This window comes from Periweissella ghanensis, from assembly GCF_918814755.1.
Lineage (GTDB): Bacteria > Bacillota > Bacilli > Lactobacillales > Lactobacillaceae > Periweissella > Periweissella ghanensis.
Window position 1 is genome coordinate 19,753 of the sequence record NZ_CAKKNT010000005.1, and the last position, 15,325, is coordinate 35,077.

15 protein-coding genes are annotated in these 15,325 nt (G+C 40.3%); 3 read left to right on the forward strand and 12 right to left on the reverse strand.

The genetic code is table 11. From position 1 onward, the window contains the following. Positions 1-29: 29 nt before the first annotated feature. The 4 genes from rpe to LQZ76_RS02920 form a co-directional block, all read right to left on the reverse strand. On the reverse strand, positions 30-686 hold the full coding sequence (rpe, locus tag LQZ76_RS02905) for a ribulose-phosphate 3-epimerase (protein WP_230098270.1): 657 nt from the start codon (positions 684-686) through the stop codon (positions 30-32). 15 nt (positions 687-701) lie between these two features. Further along, a complete protein-coding gene (gene rsgA / locus LQZ76_RS02910) occupies positions 702-1,604 on the reverse strand; it encodes a ribosome small subunit-dependent GTPase A (protein WP_230098271.1) in 903 nt (300 codons plus the stop codon). A gap of 201 nt (positions 1,605-1,805) precedes the next feature. Beyond that, complete coding sequence (locus LQZ76_RS02915) at positions 1,806-2,249, reverse strand: GatB/YqeY domain-containing protein (RefSeq protein WP_230098272.1); 444 nt, start codon at positions 2,247-2,249, stop codon at positions 1,806-1,808. Positions 2,250-2,314: 65 nt separating this feature from the next. Beyond that, a complete protein-coding gene (locus LQZ76_RS02920) occupies positions 2,315-4,144 on the reverse strand; it encodes a DUF2207 domain-containing protein (RefSeq protein ID WP_230098273.1) in 1,830 nt (609 codons plus the stop codon). 151 nt (positions 4,145-4,295) lie between these two features. On the opposite strand from LQZ76_RS02920, the gene LQZ76_RS02925 reads away from it, so the two are divergent. Further along, positions 4,296-5,069 (forward strand): hypothetical protein, encoded by a 774-nt coding sequence (locus LQZ76_RS02925; protein ID WP_230098274.1) that lies wholly within the window; start codon positions 4,296-4,298, stop codon positions 5,067-5,069. 184 nt (positions 5,070-5,253) lie between these two features. On the opposite strand, the gene LQZ76_RS02930 is transcribed toward LQZ76_RS02925, so the two are convergent. Genes LQZ76_RS02930 through zapA form a run of 3 tightly spaced genes read right to left on the reverse strand, consistent with a single transcriptional unit; the run spans position 5,254 to position 8,465 of the window. Further along, positions 5,254-7,629, reverse strand: a complete 2,376-nt coding sequence (locus LQZ76_RS02930) for an endonuclease MutS2 (RefSeq protein WP_230098275.1) — start codon at positions 7,627-7,629, stop codon at positions 5,254-5,256. A 20-nt stretch (positions 7,630-7,649) separates the two neighbouring features. Beyond that, the gene (locus LQZ76_RS02935; RefSeq protein ID WP_230098276.1) at positions 7,650-8,195 is read right to left on the reverse strand and encodes a CvpA family protein; all 546 of its coding nucleotides are present in this window, start codon (positions 8,193-8,195) and stop codon (positions 7,650-7,652) included. 3 nt (positions 8,196-8,198) lie between these two features. After that, positions 8,199-8,465, reverse strand: a complete 267-nt coding sequence (gene zapA, locus LQZ76_RS02940) for a cell division protein ZapA (RefSeq protein ID WP_230098277.1) — start codon at positions 8,463-8,465, stop codon at positions 8,199-8,201. Between the two features lie 176 nt (positions 8,466-8,641). Here zapA and rnhC point away from each other — a divergent pair, with 176 nt between their 5' ends. Beyond that, positions 8,642-9,574, forward strand: coding sequence for a ribonuclease HIII (gene rnhC / locus LQZ76_RS02945; RefSeq protein ID WP_230098278.1), 933 nt, complete (start codon positions 8,642-8,644; stop codon positions 9,572-9,574). Between the two features lie 171 nt (positions 9,575-9,745). Here rnhC and LQZ76_RS02950 read toward each other — a convergent pair whose 3' ends face one another. The 4 genes from LQZ76_RS02950 to LQZ76_RS02965 all read right to left on the reverse strand — a co-directional run bounded on the left by LQZ76_RS02950 (position 9,746) and on the right by LQZ76_RS02965 (position 13,205). Continuing rightward, positions 9,746-10,195 (reverse strand): universal stress protein, encoded by a 450-nt coding sequence (locus LQZ76_RS02950; RefSeq protein ID WP_230098279.1) that lies wholly within the window; start codon positions 10,193-10,195, stop codon positions 9,746-9,748. Between the two features lie 18 nt (positions 10,196-10,213). Beyond that, positions 10,214-11,581, reverse strand: a complete 1,368-nt coding sequence (locus LQZ76_RS02955; RefSeq protein ID WP_230098280.1) for an Nramp family divalent metal transporter — start codon at positions 11,579-11,581, stop codon at positions 10,214-10,216. A gap of 229 nt (positions 11,582-11,810) precedes the next feature. Continuing rightward, positions 11,811-12,485, reverse strand: a complete 675-nt coding sequence (locus LQZ76_RS02960) for a VIT1/CCC1 transporter family protein (RefSeq protein ID WP_230098281.1) — start codon at positions 12,483-12,485, stop codon at positions 11,811-11,813. 12 nt (positions 12,486-12,497) lie between these two features. Next, a complete protein-coding gene (locus LQZ76_RS02965) occupies positions 12,498-13,205 on the reverse strand; it encodes a VIT1/CCC1 transporter family protein (RefSeq protein WP_230098282.1) in 708 nt (235 codons plus the stop codon). Between the two features lie 105 nt (positions 13,206-13,310). Between LQZ76_RS02965 and LQZ76_RS02970 the strand changes: the two genes are divergently transcribed. After that, the gene (locus LQZ76_RS02970; protein ID WP_230098283.1) at positions 13,311-13,772 is read left to right on the forward strand and encodes a Fur family transcriptional regulator; all 462 of its coding nucleotides are present in this window, start codon (positions 13,311-13,313) and stop codon (positions 13,770-13,772) included. Between the two features lie 68 nt (positions 13,773-13,840). Here the strand turns inward: LQZ76_RS02970 and pyk are convergent, their stop codons facing one another. Then, entirely contained in the window at positions 13,841-15,277 is a 1,437-nt protein-coding gene (pyk, locus tag LQZ76_RS02975; protein WP_349304831.1) for a pyruvate kinase, read from the reverse strand. Between the last annotated feature and the right edge of the window lie 48 nt (positions 15,278-15,325).

A 15,325-nucleotide genomic window follows, 5' to 3' on the forward strand; every position in this document is an offset into this window, starting at 1 on the left:
TGCCACAATCCTTATTAATTTATCCTGAATTACTTAGTTAATTCTTTCATTGCGGCAATTTTAGCAGCTGGATCAACTTTGTCATAAACATATGAACCGGCCACAGCGACCGTAGCACCAGCATCATAAGCGGCTTTAACAGTATCACCATTAACACCACCATCGATTTCAATATCAAAATCAAGGCCCATTTCCGCTTTGATAGCTGCTAATTGCTTAATCTTATCAATTGATTCTGGCAAGAACTTTTGACCACCAAAACCAGGGTTAACCGTCATAATCAACACTTGATCAACCATGTGAAGCACTGGCTTGATCAATTCAACCGCTGTCCCTGGGTTAATAACAACTTCCGCTTTAACGCCTTTAGCTTTAATCATTTGTAAAGCACGGTGAATGTGTGGTGTCGCTTCGTAGTGCACCCCAATAATATCTGAACCCGCATCTGCAAATTCATTGATGTAACGTTCTGGGTTTACCACCATCAAGTGAACATCCAAAACCATGTTAGTCACAGGTTTTAATGCTTTAACCCATGCAGCACCGTAAGAGATTGAAGGCACAAACATACCATCCATCACATCGATGTGCACGTATTCAGCACCAGCTTTTTCAACGAGTTCAACATCCCGTTGTAAGTTGACGTAATCGGCAGAGAGAATTGAAGGTGCTACTTTGATTGACATAAGAAAGACTCCTATTTATTTTTTATTTTTGCGATAATCTGGTTTTTGGTTAACAATCAAATCATAAAAGGCCCGATAGTTATCGTAACGTGATTGCATAAATTCACCCTGTTCAAGGCCATCTTTAACGGCACAACCAGGTTCATTAATGTGCACACAGCCCCGGAACCGACAATCGGCACTTGCCGCTAAAAATTCCGGGAAGAAATGACTTAATTCATTAGCCGGCATTTTAAAGACTTCATATGATGAAAATCCCGGTGTATCAGCCACCAAGCCGCCGTTAATTTCATGTAATCCAACCATCCGCGTTGTATGCCGTCCCCGACTAAGGGCTTGGGAAATCTCACCCGTGGCCAAATTCAAATCAGGTAAAATGTGATTTAACAGCGTACTCTTACCCGCTCCAGTTTGCCCCATAAAAACAGCTAAATGATCAGTAAATTCCGCACTCAATTCCGCTAAGGCTGCTGGTGCAAAAGCATCATCTGGTACCAAAGTTTGGTAACCAATTTTGCGATACCCCGCGGCAACCTCTCGTAAATGAGCTAATTGTTCGTCCGATAATAAATCAGTCTTGGTAAAGTAAATCACCGGTTCAATGTTCATTTCCTCGACGGCCACTAATTGGCGATCAAGTAAATTATCTGAGAAATCCGGTTCAGCAGCAGCCGTGACAACAATGGCACGATCAATGTTGGCAACTGGTGGGCGCACGAGGCTATTTTTACGTGGATGAACTTCAAGAATATAGCCTTCTTCTTGATTATCACTTTGAAAATCAACAAAATCACCAACCAATGGTGTAATGCCACGCTTGCGAAAATTCCCGCGTGCTCGCGTCCGATAAATCGTCCCGTCACTCGTTGCGACATCGTAATATCCTGCTAATAATTGTCGAATCTGTCCTGTTGCCAAATACTTGCCCCCTTTAAGGTGTTTGATTATTAATACACTGTTTATTGTACTTTAATTAGCTTTAAATTTCTAGCAAACACCGTAAAATCAAGCTGGTTTCAAGCAGGTAGTTACTAATACTAAAAAGGCTGGTAGAAAGATTCTACCAGCCTTTTTCCAGTCTTACAGCTATTGTGGTCGACCTGACTAAAGTCGTCGTTATTAACCAAGTAATGCTTTAACAGTTTCGTTAACGATTTTACCGTCAGCCTTACCCTTAACTTTAGGCATCAAAGCGCCCATTACTTTACCAAAATCAGCTTTTGAAGTTGCGCCAACTTCAGCAATTGTATCCGCAACCACTTGCTTGATTTCAGCTTCTGACATTTGAGCAGGCATGTATTTAGTTACAACGGCAATTTCAGCTTCAAGTTGTGCTACTAAGTCTTCACGACCAGCGGCTTTAAATTCAGCCATTGAATCACGACGTTGCTTCATTTCACGTGCAATAATCGTCAATTCTTCCTCATCATTCAAATCATGACCAGCATTGATTTGTTCATTTTGAATTGCTGATTTAAGCATCCGGACAGTTGATAAAGTTTCTTTATCCTTTGCCTTCATTGCTGTTTTCATGTCTTCTGTTAATTGTGCTAACACACTCATTACGCCACCTCGATTTTTTAATTGTTATCTCCAGTTTAGACTAAAATATTAGGTTTAGCAAGCATTTAGAAAGCACCACCACCACTGCTGGCACCGCCACCACCAGATGACATCCCACCGCCTAAGCCACCATTGCTGCTTGACCCGCTACTAGCAAGTGTTGAACCAATGTAGGCATTATTGGTATTCATCGCATTAAATGCTAAGTACATCGGTACTAAGTTATCATTCAGACCTTCATTTGCTGGCACGTATTTCGCCAACGCATGCATAACTTCCGCCCCGGCACCTAGTACAACGGCATAACCCATGTACCGATCCCAGAGTGTCACATCGGGAACTTGCTTAATATCAAATTCACCGACATTTTTGAGCATTGAACCAAAATCAAACCAATCTTGTGCAATCCGCCAATGATCCGTTTGATAGAGCAATGTGCGTCGAGCGGCAAATCCAATCAACCCAATCGCAATTATTACGAGTAGAATCCCGCTTATAATGGTCACTGAATTAACAACCATGTTAGTACTTAATAGCAGTAAGCCGCCATAAATTATCGCTCCAATGGTTGCTAATACGGCTGCAAAACCTTTCATACTCCGATAGAAAAAGTTCGCTTGCGTATCAATAATTTTATTATCTTGGCTATCTGTGCGGAGTGTGTCACTTAATTTATTTAACAACTTGCCATACCGTTTAACAACCGGACTGTGCGCATGCTTAAAGTCTTTGACGGCAACTTTTGCCCCAATTTGATTAGTATAATCTTCACCAAACAAAATTTGTATGACTAATAATTCAAATGGTAGCAAATGATCATCGAGTTTTAATAACGTAAATTCTAAATTATTCGTCGCTTTACGAGAATTAACAAATTTACCCAGATCAACTTTTTGCCCAACTGCCAAATAATGGCGCGCGGTTAAATCCATCATCGTAGCATTAAAGGCTTCATTAACATCCACACCACTATCATACAATTGATTAGCGACAATCGCGGGAGCTAACTGACTAGGCAACTCATAGTTATGTAATGGCACATAACTACCGAGTGCTCGATTACGCCGTTTAACCCAGTATTGGCGTGCATAAATGGCACAGATAAGGCCTAAAATCACCAAAATTCCGGCAACCCATTGCGCTAAAACTACGATACGTTGAGCTCGTTTAATATTAGCCGCAATTTTAGCTTCAACCGCTTTAAAATGGGCTAACTGAGCGTGCTTAATTTGCGGTGCTTGCACGAGCGTTTGTTGATCAAAATAACTGTGTAATTCAACGGCTTGACCGGCATCAATTTGCGGTGCCGTTAATTTATAAAGCCCAGCTTGTGCATCGCCAACAAATTTACCAGTACTCTTAGTGTGCGTGTAGGTACCAAATAACTTTTGTTGTCCATGGGGTAATTGCACCGTAATATCAACGTTATTTAAATCAACTTCCCAGTTTTCACCGATCACAAAATTATTGATTTCGCCAATATCGGTGTAGCGTTGGGCAAAATTTCCTAATTGATATTGCACATTTAATTGGTATGTTTGGCCCGCCTTAATTGGATAATGGACTTTAAAGGTTTGTGAAGCATCCCCATTTACGATTTCTAAACCTTGATTACCACCAGTATATTTTCCAATAGCTTGGTTATTAACTTTCGCTACGACTGGTCCTTTAACTTGCAGACCTTTTTCCAAGCCTTGCCGAATTAAAAAACCATGCATCGCATCATCAAATTTATACGTTAATTGATAATTCAACGCGGCACTACCATCTGCATTAACGTTAATGTGTTCATTAAAATGCGTAATTTCATAATCGTCATCAGCATATACTGGTTTCATGTGAAACACAAACAAACTTACGAGCACACTACATACTATTAATGCCCATTTTTTCATTAGCAAACCTCCCTTGTGCGTTCTTACTCATATCATACCTAATTTTGTGCTATTAGGCACATATTATCTTTGCAACAACGATTGTTTTAATTAAAAAGTCGATAAGCGTATAATTAAAAATAATAAATTTTAGTCCATGCAAGGAGATATCATGCACAAATCCTTACCACTTACGGCCATCATCGCCGGTTCATTATTTTTATTAACGGGCTGTGGTGTTTCACATTCCGCAAATAATCAAAGTAGTTCCGCTAGTAATTCAGCAAACAGTTCAAAAAGTAGTTCAACGCATACTAATAGTTCCAACGTCACCGCACCAACTAGTAGTTCTCAACAAGTAAACGCTACTTCGAGTGCGTCGAGTTCAGCACAACCTAATCATCAAAGCGTCGCCTTGTCTGAAGCCCAACAAGCACAAATCACAGCACAATTTTTAGCTTGGGCTGGCCAACGAGCACGGATTGGGGGCATGGCTGTCACTGATGACTATATGGATCATGGGGCTGCCGGTTTCGGTGACTTCTTCGCAGCTACCCCAGACGGGCTCGTTCAAGTGCAAAATCAAAATAACCCTGGACCTAATCATTTCAAAATCCATGCGATTGGCGGAGTAGCATTCTATACGCCAATCGATGGTAATCTCGGAGTTCAAACCGACCTTAAAGGCGACTTTGCAGAAGGTTATCGTGTCGTTGCTCGGCCTGATAAACCCATTTCAAAATATTTACTTGGCGACAACGGGACGGTTTATGAATTACAAAAGCCCGGTGATCAAGTTGCCCTTTCAACTGGTTTAGGTGAATTTAACGATGATGGTTCATATACCAGTGATAATGCCGTAGCACCTCAAGATCAATTTTCAATTTCTGGTGATACTGCTGCTCAGCAAGAACTCCAAAAATTACTTGCCCCCTATCGTAAATAAAAATCGTATTGTGTTGGTGCGTGTTTTTAGGCATAATTTATTGCTAGTATCCGTATCAACACGACAATATATTCGAAAATACACTAAATAAACCCCTCGAAGAATATTTCTTCAAGGGGTTTATTTAGTGTATTGCTCGGTAGCACTCGCTTATTGACACGTTTTATTTTTTAGTTACTATTAATTACTTCAACGTAACAATCGTCGCCCCATCGCCACCAGCATTTGCATTCGCGTAGTTAAACGACTTAACGCGTGGATGTGAACGTAGTAATTCTTGTACCCCCTTACGTAGTGCCCCGGTTCCTTTACCGTGAATAATTTCAATCGTTCCTAAATTACTCAAGACAGCACTATCGATATAGCGATCCACTTCACCCATCGCAGCATCATAACGTTTACCGCGTAAATCAAGTGACGCACTAATTCGTTGGCGTACACCACCTTTAACTGTTGCACGTTGTTTAGGGGCTGCTTTAGGCTTAGCTTCTTTGGGTAAGTTTTGCTTTTCAAGATCTTCGGTTTCAACCACCATCTTCAAAATTCCCATTTGGACTTGCCAAGCATCGGCCCCATGTTTTTTCAATAAGACCCCTTGTTGGCCATATGATTTAACTAAGACATCATCGCCTTCTTTAAATTCATGTTTCCGTTTTTCACGCGCCAGTACTTTGTTTTTCTTAAGGTCAACATCTTGGTGTAATGAATTAATTGCACCTTTTTGGGCAATCAATTCATTTTCTTTAATGTTTTGACCGGCATTAAGTTGCATTTTGCGTAAATCACTAATAATCTTGTCAGCCCGCTTTTTAGTGTCGGCTACAATATGGTTAGCTTCCTTTTTGGCATCAATTAATTCACGATCTTTGGCCCGTTCAAGCTTATCTTGTTGCGTTTCCAACGTTGCGGCCCGTTCGTTGGCTTGGGCTAATTTCTCATCAAGTTCAGCCACTTTGGCAATAACTTCTTGACGTTTAGCGACTAAATCAGCAATCATTTCGTTTAAGTCTTGTGAGTCTTGACTCGTTAATGAACGTGCTTCATCAATAATACTTTGATCAAGTCCTAACCGTTTTGAAATTTCTAAGGCATTTGAACGACCTGGCACCCCAAGCATAAAGCGATATGTGGGCTTTAATGACTCAACATCAAATTCCATTGAGGCATTGATGGTTTGCGCACGATTAAAGCCGTATGCTTTCAATTCGGGATAGTGGGTCGTTGCAACCACATAACTACCTTTTTCACCAAGGGCGTCTAAAATGGCAATCGCTAATGAAGCCCCTTCTTGCGGATCAGTCCCCGCTCCAAGCTCATCAACAATTACTAATGATTTTTCATCAGCATTAGCCAAAATATCAATAATATTAACCATATGCGAACTAAACGTTGATAAAGATTGTTCAATTGATTGTTCATCCCCAATATCGGCATAAATTTCATCAAAGATACCAACAGTTGAAAACTCATCAGCGGTAATATAGAGCCCTGATTGGGCCATGGCTTGTAAGATTGCCAAAGTTTTAATAGTAATGGTCTTCCCACCAGTATTTGGTCCCGTGATAATAATCGCTTGATAGTCCTCACCAATTACAATATCATTGGCGACCACTTTATGTTGGTCGATCAATGGGTGGCGGGCTTGCCGTAAGTTAATATGATTTGCTTCGCTAACTAATGGCTCGGTTGCCTTCATCGCATACGCGTGCATTGCTTTGGCATTGACAAAATCAAAGTGTCCCAAAATAACGGCATTATTTAAAATATCATTAGCCATGGGGCGAATTAATTCTGACAATTCCATCAAGATACGATGCTCTTCATGTAATTCCGCGACTTGGGCTTGGCGCAGGCGATTATTCATATCAACCACTGCTTGGGGTTCGATATATAACGTTTGCCCCGTTTGCGATTGGTCATGAACGACCCCACCAAATTTATTCCGATATTCAGCTTTAACTGGTAATACATAACGTTCATTACGCATCGTAATCAATGCATCAGTTAAATAATCCGCTGATTTACCGCGCGTGTATTCTTGCATTTTTTGGCGAATCGCTTGTTCAGTCGTCGTAATTTTTTGGCGAATTTGCTTTAATTCAAATGAAGCCTCATCAGTAATGCGACCATCAAGTTCAAGCGCCGTGTTTAAGCGTTTGGTCACAGCAGGTAAGGTAATAATTTTAGCAGCCAAATCATACAACCGCAATAGTTCAAGGTGCTTATCTTCTCGTAATTCATCAAAGAAATTCACCATACTACCGGATGCTTGCAAGACCCGACTGACTTGGGATAATTCAGTTCCACTTAAACTAGCGTCCATTTCTAGTCGTTTCATATGGGGTGTAATATTCATTAATTTGGGTAAAATAATCCCCCCCGCCACGCGATAAATTAAGACCGCATCGTGCGTATCAGCGAGCCATTTACGCATTAAATCAGGATTGTTAGTTGGCTGTAATTTAGCTAACTCATTTTGTCCAGCTTCCGAAGTCAAATAACTTGCAAGTTGGGCTTTAACTTTTTCATATTCTAGTGTTTCTAATACTCGTTTATTCACAATTTAACCCTTTCAATTAATCAAAAGCGAAAATTACCATTTAACCACCATTGATAGATGGCGTGTGATAAAATCGGCGTTTGATCTAAAATCGTATTCAAATATGGTGCCGCAATAAATTGTTGTTGCACCCATGCAATATTCATGACTGATAATAGTTGTAACGCAAAGAAACCAATCAGATACGTTAAAACTAAGTTGATAATTCCACCTAAAAGGGCATTAACGGTACTAACAACCGGGATTTTCTTAATAAAATGCAAGCTCCGTAAAATCGAGTGCACAAATAATCCACCGATAAAGTAAATCACCGTAAACCCTAAACCGGCACCTAAAAATTGTGACCCTTGATTGACTAATTGATTAGGGGCGCCAGGGCGAAATGCTACAAAAGTATCACCTAAAAAATTAGTCAACAGCGTACCTAATGGATGGGCAAATAGCAGTGCCACAATCCCTAATAAAAAATATCCAATAACCCGTGCAATTGTATTAACGAGCCCATAGCGATATCCTTGCATAAATGCTAATATCAACGCCAAGCCAAAAATAATACCTATGATCATTACCTATTCTCCATCTATCAAATTAACATTATCGGGTGCCGTTAATTCTTCCAATTCATCTTGAATTTTTAATTGATCAGAAATCGAATTAAATGCCAATAATAATGCTTGGTCTTGTCGTGATAATTTTGGCGCCAGTTTTTGAATTTGGTCAAGTTCATCATTTAATTTTTTTGTTACTGCAGCCATATGCTCAACGCTACTATTGCCGACAATCGTAAAATCGCGATCACCTAAACGAGCCCGATATCTACGCTTTTCATCTGCCATCTTCAAACCGTCCTTTATTATCTTAGTAGTAAATATTTTTGTTTACTACACACCTAAGTTTAATTATACAAAAAAAACCGCCTTTGAACCAAACATAATCATGATAATGCCCAATTTTAAATGGTTTTGTTGTGTATAATTAGAATTATTACTACAAAAAGAAAGTGAGCTCAGCCATGTCGATTGTTATTCAAACTACCGCCAAGCAATTAACCACGATTGCGCAGCACTATTCATCAAATACCACTATTCCAGCCGGCGCAGTTTTCCGCTACAAAGGTACCGGGGTTATGGTCACTGGTTATAAATCAGGTAAAGTGATGTTCCAAGGCCAAAATGAAGGTATTGAATCACAAAAATGGGCTTCAGCGACATCAAATACATCAACTACCAAAACAACTGCTAACGCCCGTAAAACACCAACTAAAGTAACTGCTAACTTACCAGCGAACCTCGCTAACTTAGGCGTCCTTGGCTCTGATGAAGTTGGCACTGGTTCCTATTTTGGTCCGTTAACTGTCGTAGCAGTCTACGTTGCCCCGGAACACATTGCCACCTTGCAACGGCTGGGCATTGCCGATTCAAAGACCCTCACTGATGCTAATATTACAACCTTAGCTGAAAAATTAATCAGTATGCTCCCCTACCACATTGTTAATATTATGCCACCTGCTTATAACCAATATAATCAAACGCTAAATGCTAATGAAATTAAAGCTCATGGGCATAACCGGGCGTTAGGAGCTGTCTTGGCTAAAATGGCCCCCGAAAAACCGGCGGCCATTTTAATCGATCAGTTCACGCCCGCGAACACTTATTGGCGCTATTTAAGTAAATTAGATTACGTAGTCAAAGAAAACGTCTACTTTGCCACAAAAGCTGAGCAATTACACGTTGCCGTAGCGGCGGCTTCAATTATTGCACGTTACGTTGAACTTAAAGCCATGCAAGAACTCAGCGCCCAAGCCCACTGTGAATTACCCGTTGGTGCTGGTAAGAACGTTGATAAAATTGCGGCGAAATTAATCTTACAAGGCATTGATTTAAGTCAGTATGCTAAGTTACATTTTGCGAATACCGAAAAAGCCCACCGTCTCGCAAAAAAATAAAATAACGGGCTTGTGCCATAACGCTTTTCGAGTACTAAATTACTACCAAAACGCACTCCAGAAGTCCAATATATTCGTAATACGACAAAATCCTCTATGAAGACTTTTCTTCATAGAGGATTTTTAGTGTATTTCTCGATATCGTCTGACTTCTGTCACAGCTCTTTTATTTTAACGAACTACCAAGACAGATACTGGTGAGTACTTCGCCACATATCCCGCTTGGCTACCCATGTATTTACCAAGCCCTTTTTTAGCGGCCGCCGCACCGACAACCACTAAGTCAGGTTTTACATCCGGAATAACGTCCTTCACAATCGTTTCACCGGGTTCACCCTCAGCAAAAACAACGTGAACTTCTTTAACTCCGGCTTCAAGAGCTTGGTGTTTATAATCATGTAAACGTTGCTCGACTTTGGCCCGTTTTTCCGTCAACTTTTCTTTATCTAAAGCTTCAAAGACATTTAGCGTGTCTGTTTCTAACACCGTTACAATGTGTAATAGTGAATCATCTTCGAGGGCGTGGCTAACCGCATTTAAAAATGCAAATTGTGCGTCCGCTGAATCATCAACCCCCACTAAAATATTTTTATGCTTTGGTAATGAGAAATTTTCACCCATTTATCATGGCCTTCTTTCCTAAAAGAGTCGAATTAACTGTTGGACAATATTAATAACTAATTGGAAATTCAAAATTGTCAATCCAATTGCTGATATCCAAGCGATAATTGAAATCCAGAGTGGATTAGCATACTCACCCATTACTTTCTTTGAACCAGTAAACCAAATCAATGGAATCATTGTAAATGGCAAAGCAATTGATAAGAAGACTTGTGAATAGACAAGTAAATTATCCATCGCACCTTCTGTACCACCCCAGACAATTGCTGCGATGATAACTGGTACAACGGCAATTACCCGGGTAATTAACCGCCGGGCCCACATTGGAATTTTCAAATGAATGAAACCTTCCATAACGATTTGTCCTGTCAAAGTTCCTGTAATGGTTGCATTTTGACCTGATGCCAACAAAGCAATCGCAAACAAGGTTGAAAGGACTGGTGAGGCAATTCCCTTAGCAATATTATTATCACTCAAGGCGCGATACAAATCCCCAAACGCTTGCAATTGATCACCATGACCAAAGAACAACGCTGCTCCTAAAATAAGTAACAATGCATTAATAAAGGTTGCCCCAATTAATTGAATGTTTGAATCCCACGTAGTAAAACGTAAAGCATTTCGTACTTCAGCTGGGTCTTCATGATTAATTGCCCGCGTTTGAGCAATTGATGAGTGGAGATACAAATTGTGAGGCATCACAGTTGCCCCAATAATACCCAATGCTAATAATAATTGATCATGGTGGAAAATTTCGGGACGGGGTAAAATACCACCCGCGATACCGGCAATGCTTGGTTTTGAAAGAATCACCAAGTAAAGGAAAATCCCAAGAATTGATAAAATTAATGTAATAACAATTGTTTCAATTTTACGGAATCCTAATTTTGTTAATAATAATAGCAAGAACACGTCTAATACTGTTAACATCACCCCAACAACTAACGGTAAGCCAAAAAGTAAGTTAAGGGCAATCGCACCCCCAATGACTTCTGCAATATCCGTTGCCATAATCGCCAATTCCGTCATAATCCATAAAACAAACCCAATTGGTTTATTAGTCCGATGACGAATTGCTTGGGCTAAATCCATCCGTGTTACAATTCCTAATTTAGCAGCCATGTATTGCATAATCATCGCGATAATTCCGGAAATAATAACAACAGATAAGAGTAGATAACGATACTGGGCCCCCCCAACAATTGAGGTAATCCAGTTACCTGGATCCATATATCCCACGGCAACTAAGGCACCTGGTCCACTAAATGCAAACAGCGTGCGCCAAAAACCGGCATTTTTTGGTACTTCAACGGATCCGTTGACTTCCTCCAAACTTGCTGCATCTTCATCAAGTGCAAACTTGTTTTGTGTTTCTTCTTTCGTCATGAACTCCTCCTTCTTTGAAAGGAAATTCCTAGTACGTGTCGAACAAAGTAAATTACTTTGCAATCTAATGCGCTTCGAGAACATTCGTTGCATAACTCCAATTGCAGACAGACTACGATCTCTTTCAGATATTCTGCATCGTAATTTCTACGACAACAATAATTATACCGAATAATACTAGTTGTTGTAAAATATATTACTAAAACGAAACAGAAACCTTGCATAACTTTTAAAAAAGTAAGCCAATGCCATAGTGAATCGCAATAGTAATTAAACTAATGATTACATTTCTAATAATCGCACGTTTAACAAGCCCTTGTCCAATTTTTGCACTTAAATAACCGATAATACCCGCAGTTAATGCTGTGACGATAATTGTGCCCCAAAACCGTAAATCGGGCGGTAAAAAAAGCATCGCAATTAATGGTAGTAACCCTGCTAAAGCAGCAGATACAAGCGATGCCACCGCCGCTTCAATCGGATTCATATAATGGCCTAAATCAATATTATATTTAACATTCACCACGGTTGCTAATGGTTGTTTCATCAATAATTCGGCGGCAATCGCATTGGCAGTTCCTTGACTAACGCCCCGACTAACATAGTGCTCAGCCACTGCGCCTAATTGGCCTTGATAATCGTCCTTTAAGTTACGTTCTTCTAATGCAACGGCTGCTTTTTCGGTATCACTTTGTGAACTAACGGAAGCATATTCACCACCAGCCATTGAAAAAGCACATGCAACTAAGTCAGCAAAGCCAGCTAATAAAATCGTAAACCGATTAGGCGTAGCTGCAGCCACACTAAATAACACGCCAACAACTGTTAAAATTCCATCATTTGAGCCTAAGACACCGGCCCGAATTGCGTTTAAACGTTCATCCATATTTTGTTTTTTAGCCATGATTTCACTCCATTATAAGCTTACAAGGTAACCCATTAAAAAAGTCACCAACATCGTTATAACACCACTTACAAAGTTCCGTAGCATCCCCCGTTTTGGATCCGCATTCCCTAAACGCGCCGCTAAGTAACCAGTAATTAATAAGGCGATGGCCACCGCGATAAATGTCCCGCCAATATTAAATGTTTTTGGCAACAAGGTAATCGCAACTAACGGTAAAATTGATCCTAAGGGAAATGAAATCATCGAAGCCAACGCTGCTGCATACGGATTAGTAAAATCATTAATTTCAAAGCCATACCGTTCCCGAACAACTGTTGCTAATGCATCCCCGGTCATCATTTCTTCAGTCGCCTTATGGGCTAAATTTGTAGAAATCCCTTGTGCAATGTATTTTTGTTCCACAAATTGATATTCAGCTGCATAATTAGCTTTTAATGCCGCCGCTTGGGTTTGAATAGCCGCTTTTTGGGTATCTTTTTGTGAATTAACCGATACATATTCACCCATTGCCATCGAAACCGTTCCGGCAAGCATGCCCGCTAATCCCGAAATCAAAATGGCAAAACTGCTTGTCCGGGCCCCTGCAACCCCAATAACAATCGCAGCCACGGATAAAATACCATCATTGGCCCCCATCACGCTAGCTCGTAAAATATTAATTTTTTGTGCCAAACTAATTTTTTTAACTTGTTGCATCGGTTCTTCTTTTACATTCATTTTTCGCCCTTCTTACGCTATAATAGAGTTAGTATATTTCTTATTTAGAATTATTCTAAATAAAATAATAGCACTTTTTTATAAAAAGTACAAGGTCTAATTTATATGAAAGAAGGTCTCGTATTGACTACTCACGAACTCGAAAACGCCCTTGACTTCCTCCGCCAAAAAGGACTGCGGATTACTAGGCAACGTTCACTCATTTTAAATTATTTAATTACCCAACATAATCATCCCACGGCCGAAGAGATATTTAACACCTTAAAAGCGGCAGATGCTAATCTTAGTTTAGCGACTGTCTATAACACGTTAGATTTATTTATTGAGCATCATCTTGTGGTCAATTTAGCTAGTAATGATGATAAGCAGCATTTTGATTACTTTGCACACCCCCATTATCACGTCATCTGTAGTGTTTGTGGGCGGATTGAAGATGTCTTTGACTTTAGTTTTAATCCACTCTTAGACCACGCCCAAGCGCATACTGATTATCAAATTGATCATGCGGCCGTCGAAGTCTTTGGGGTCTGCCCGACTTGCCAAGCTAAGCAAAAAAATAGCAAATAAAAAGCCGATTACAAAATGTAATCGGCTTTTTCAATGTTCACTAAATTAGCAAACATTGCTTTCTTTAATTAATCAATCGTTTGGATAGTCATGATGTTAGTAGTACCAGTAGTAGCAACTGGAATACCAGCAGTCACGATGATGTTATCACCCTTCTTAGCAAGACCGCGTTCAACCGCAACCTTCTTAGCCAAGGCAATCATTTCATCTGTGTTAGCAGGTTCTTCAGTGATCACCGGTTCAACACCCCATGACATAGTCAAGGCACGTTGCACGCGTTCACTGAAAGTAATTGCCAAGATGTCAGCATTTGGACGGTGCTTAGAAATCATCTTCGCAGTGTAACCTGAAGCAGTTGCAGCAACGATAGTCTTGATGTTCAAGTTCTTCGCAGCAGATGCAACGGCCGCAGCAACTGATTCAGTAACATCAGTTGCGTCAAACAAGTTATCAACCATGCGACCATTTTCAGCCAATGCTGATTCAGCCTTCATGTTGATGTTAGCCATCATAGCAACAGCTTCCTTAGGGTAGTTACCGTTAGCTGATTCACCTGAAAGCATTGTTGCGTCAGTACCATCAAATACGGCATTGGCAACGTCAGAAGCTTCGGCACGAGTTGGACGTGGTTTTTCTTGCATTGAGTCCAACATATCAGTTGAAGTGATAACTGCCTTACCAGCAGCGTTCATTGAACGGATCAAGTCTTTTTGAACCAAAGGAACATTTTCAGGTGGAATTTCGATACCCATGTCCCCACGAGCAATCATTAAACCATCAGAAACCTTTTCGATTTCAGCCCAGTTGTCGATACCTTCTTGTGATTCAATCTTAGGGAAGATTTGAACGTCTTCCTTGTTCTTTTCCTTCAACAATGCACGGATTTCGAGCACGTCTTCAGGCTTACGAACGAATGAAGCAGCAATGAAGCTGATACCTTGGTCAAGACCAAAACGGATGTCATCAGCATCTTTTTCAGTGATACCAGGTAAGTTAATTGACACACCAGGTGCGTTAACACCCTTACGTGAACCAAGAAGACCTGGGTTTTGAACAGTTACAACTAATTCACGAGTTGCATCGTCCTTAGAATCGATTTGCATGTCAATACGACCATCATCGAAAAGTACGTGGCCACCGATTTGAACGTCGTCAAAAAGGTTTTCGTAAGTAACAAAAATCTTTTCTTTGCTACCAAGCTTTTCAGCAGTAGCATCCATACCAATACGTAATTGGTCGCCGGCGTTAAATTCGATCTTACCAGTTTCAGTACCTTGCTTAGTAGTACGGATTTCCGCACCCTTAGTATCAAGTAAGAAACCAACAGTCTTTCCTGTGATCTTTTCAGCTTCACGAACCGCGTTCATACGGCCGAGGTGTTCTTCGTGGTCACCGTGTGAGAAGTTGAAACGGAAAACATTTGCACCGTTTTCAATCAAGCTAACAATAGTATCGACATCAGAACTTGCAGGTCCAAGTGTAGCAACAATCTTGGTCTTTTTCATGACGTAACATATCTCCTTAGATATAACTATAAATTTTCATTCCTTGTG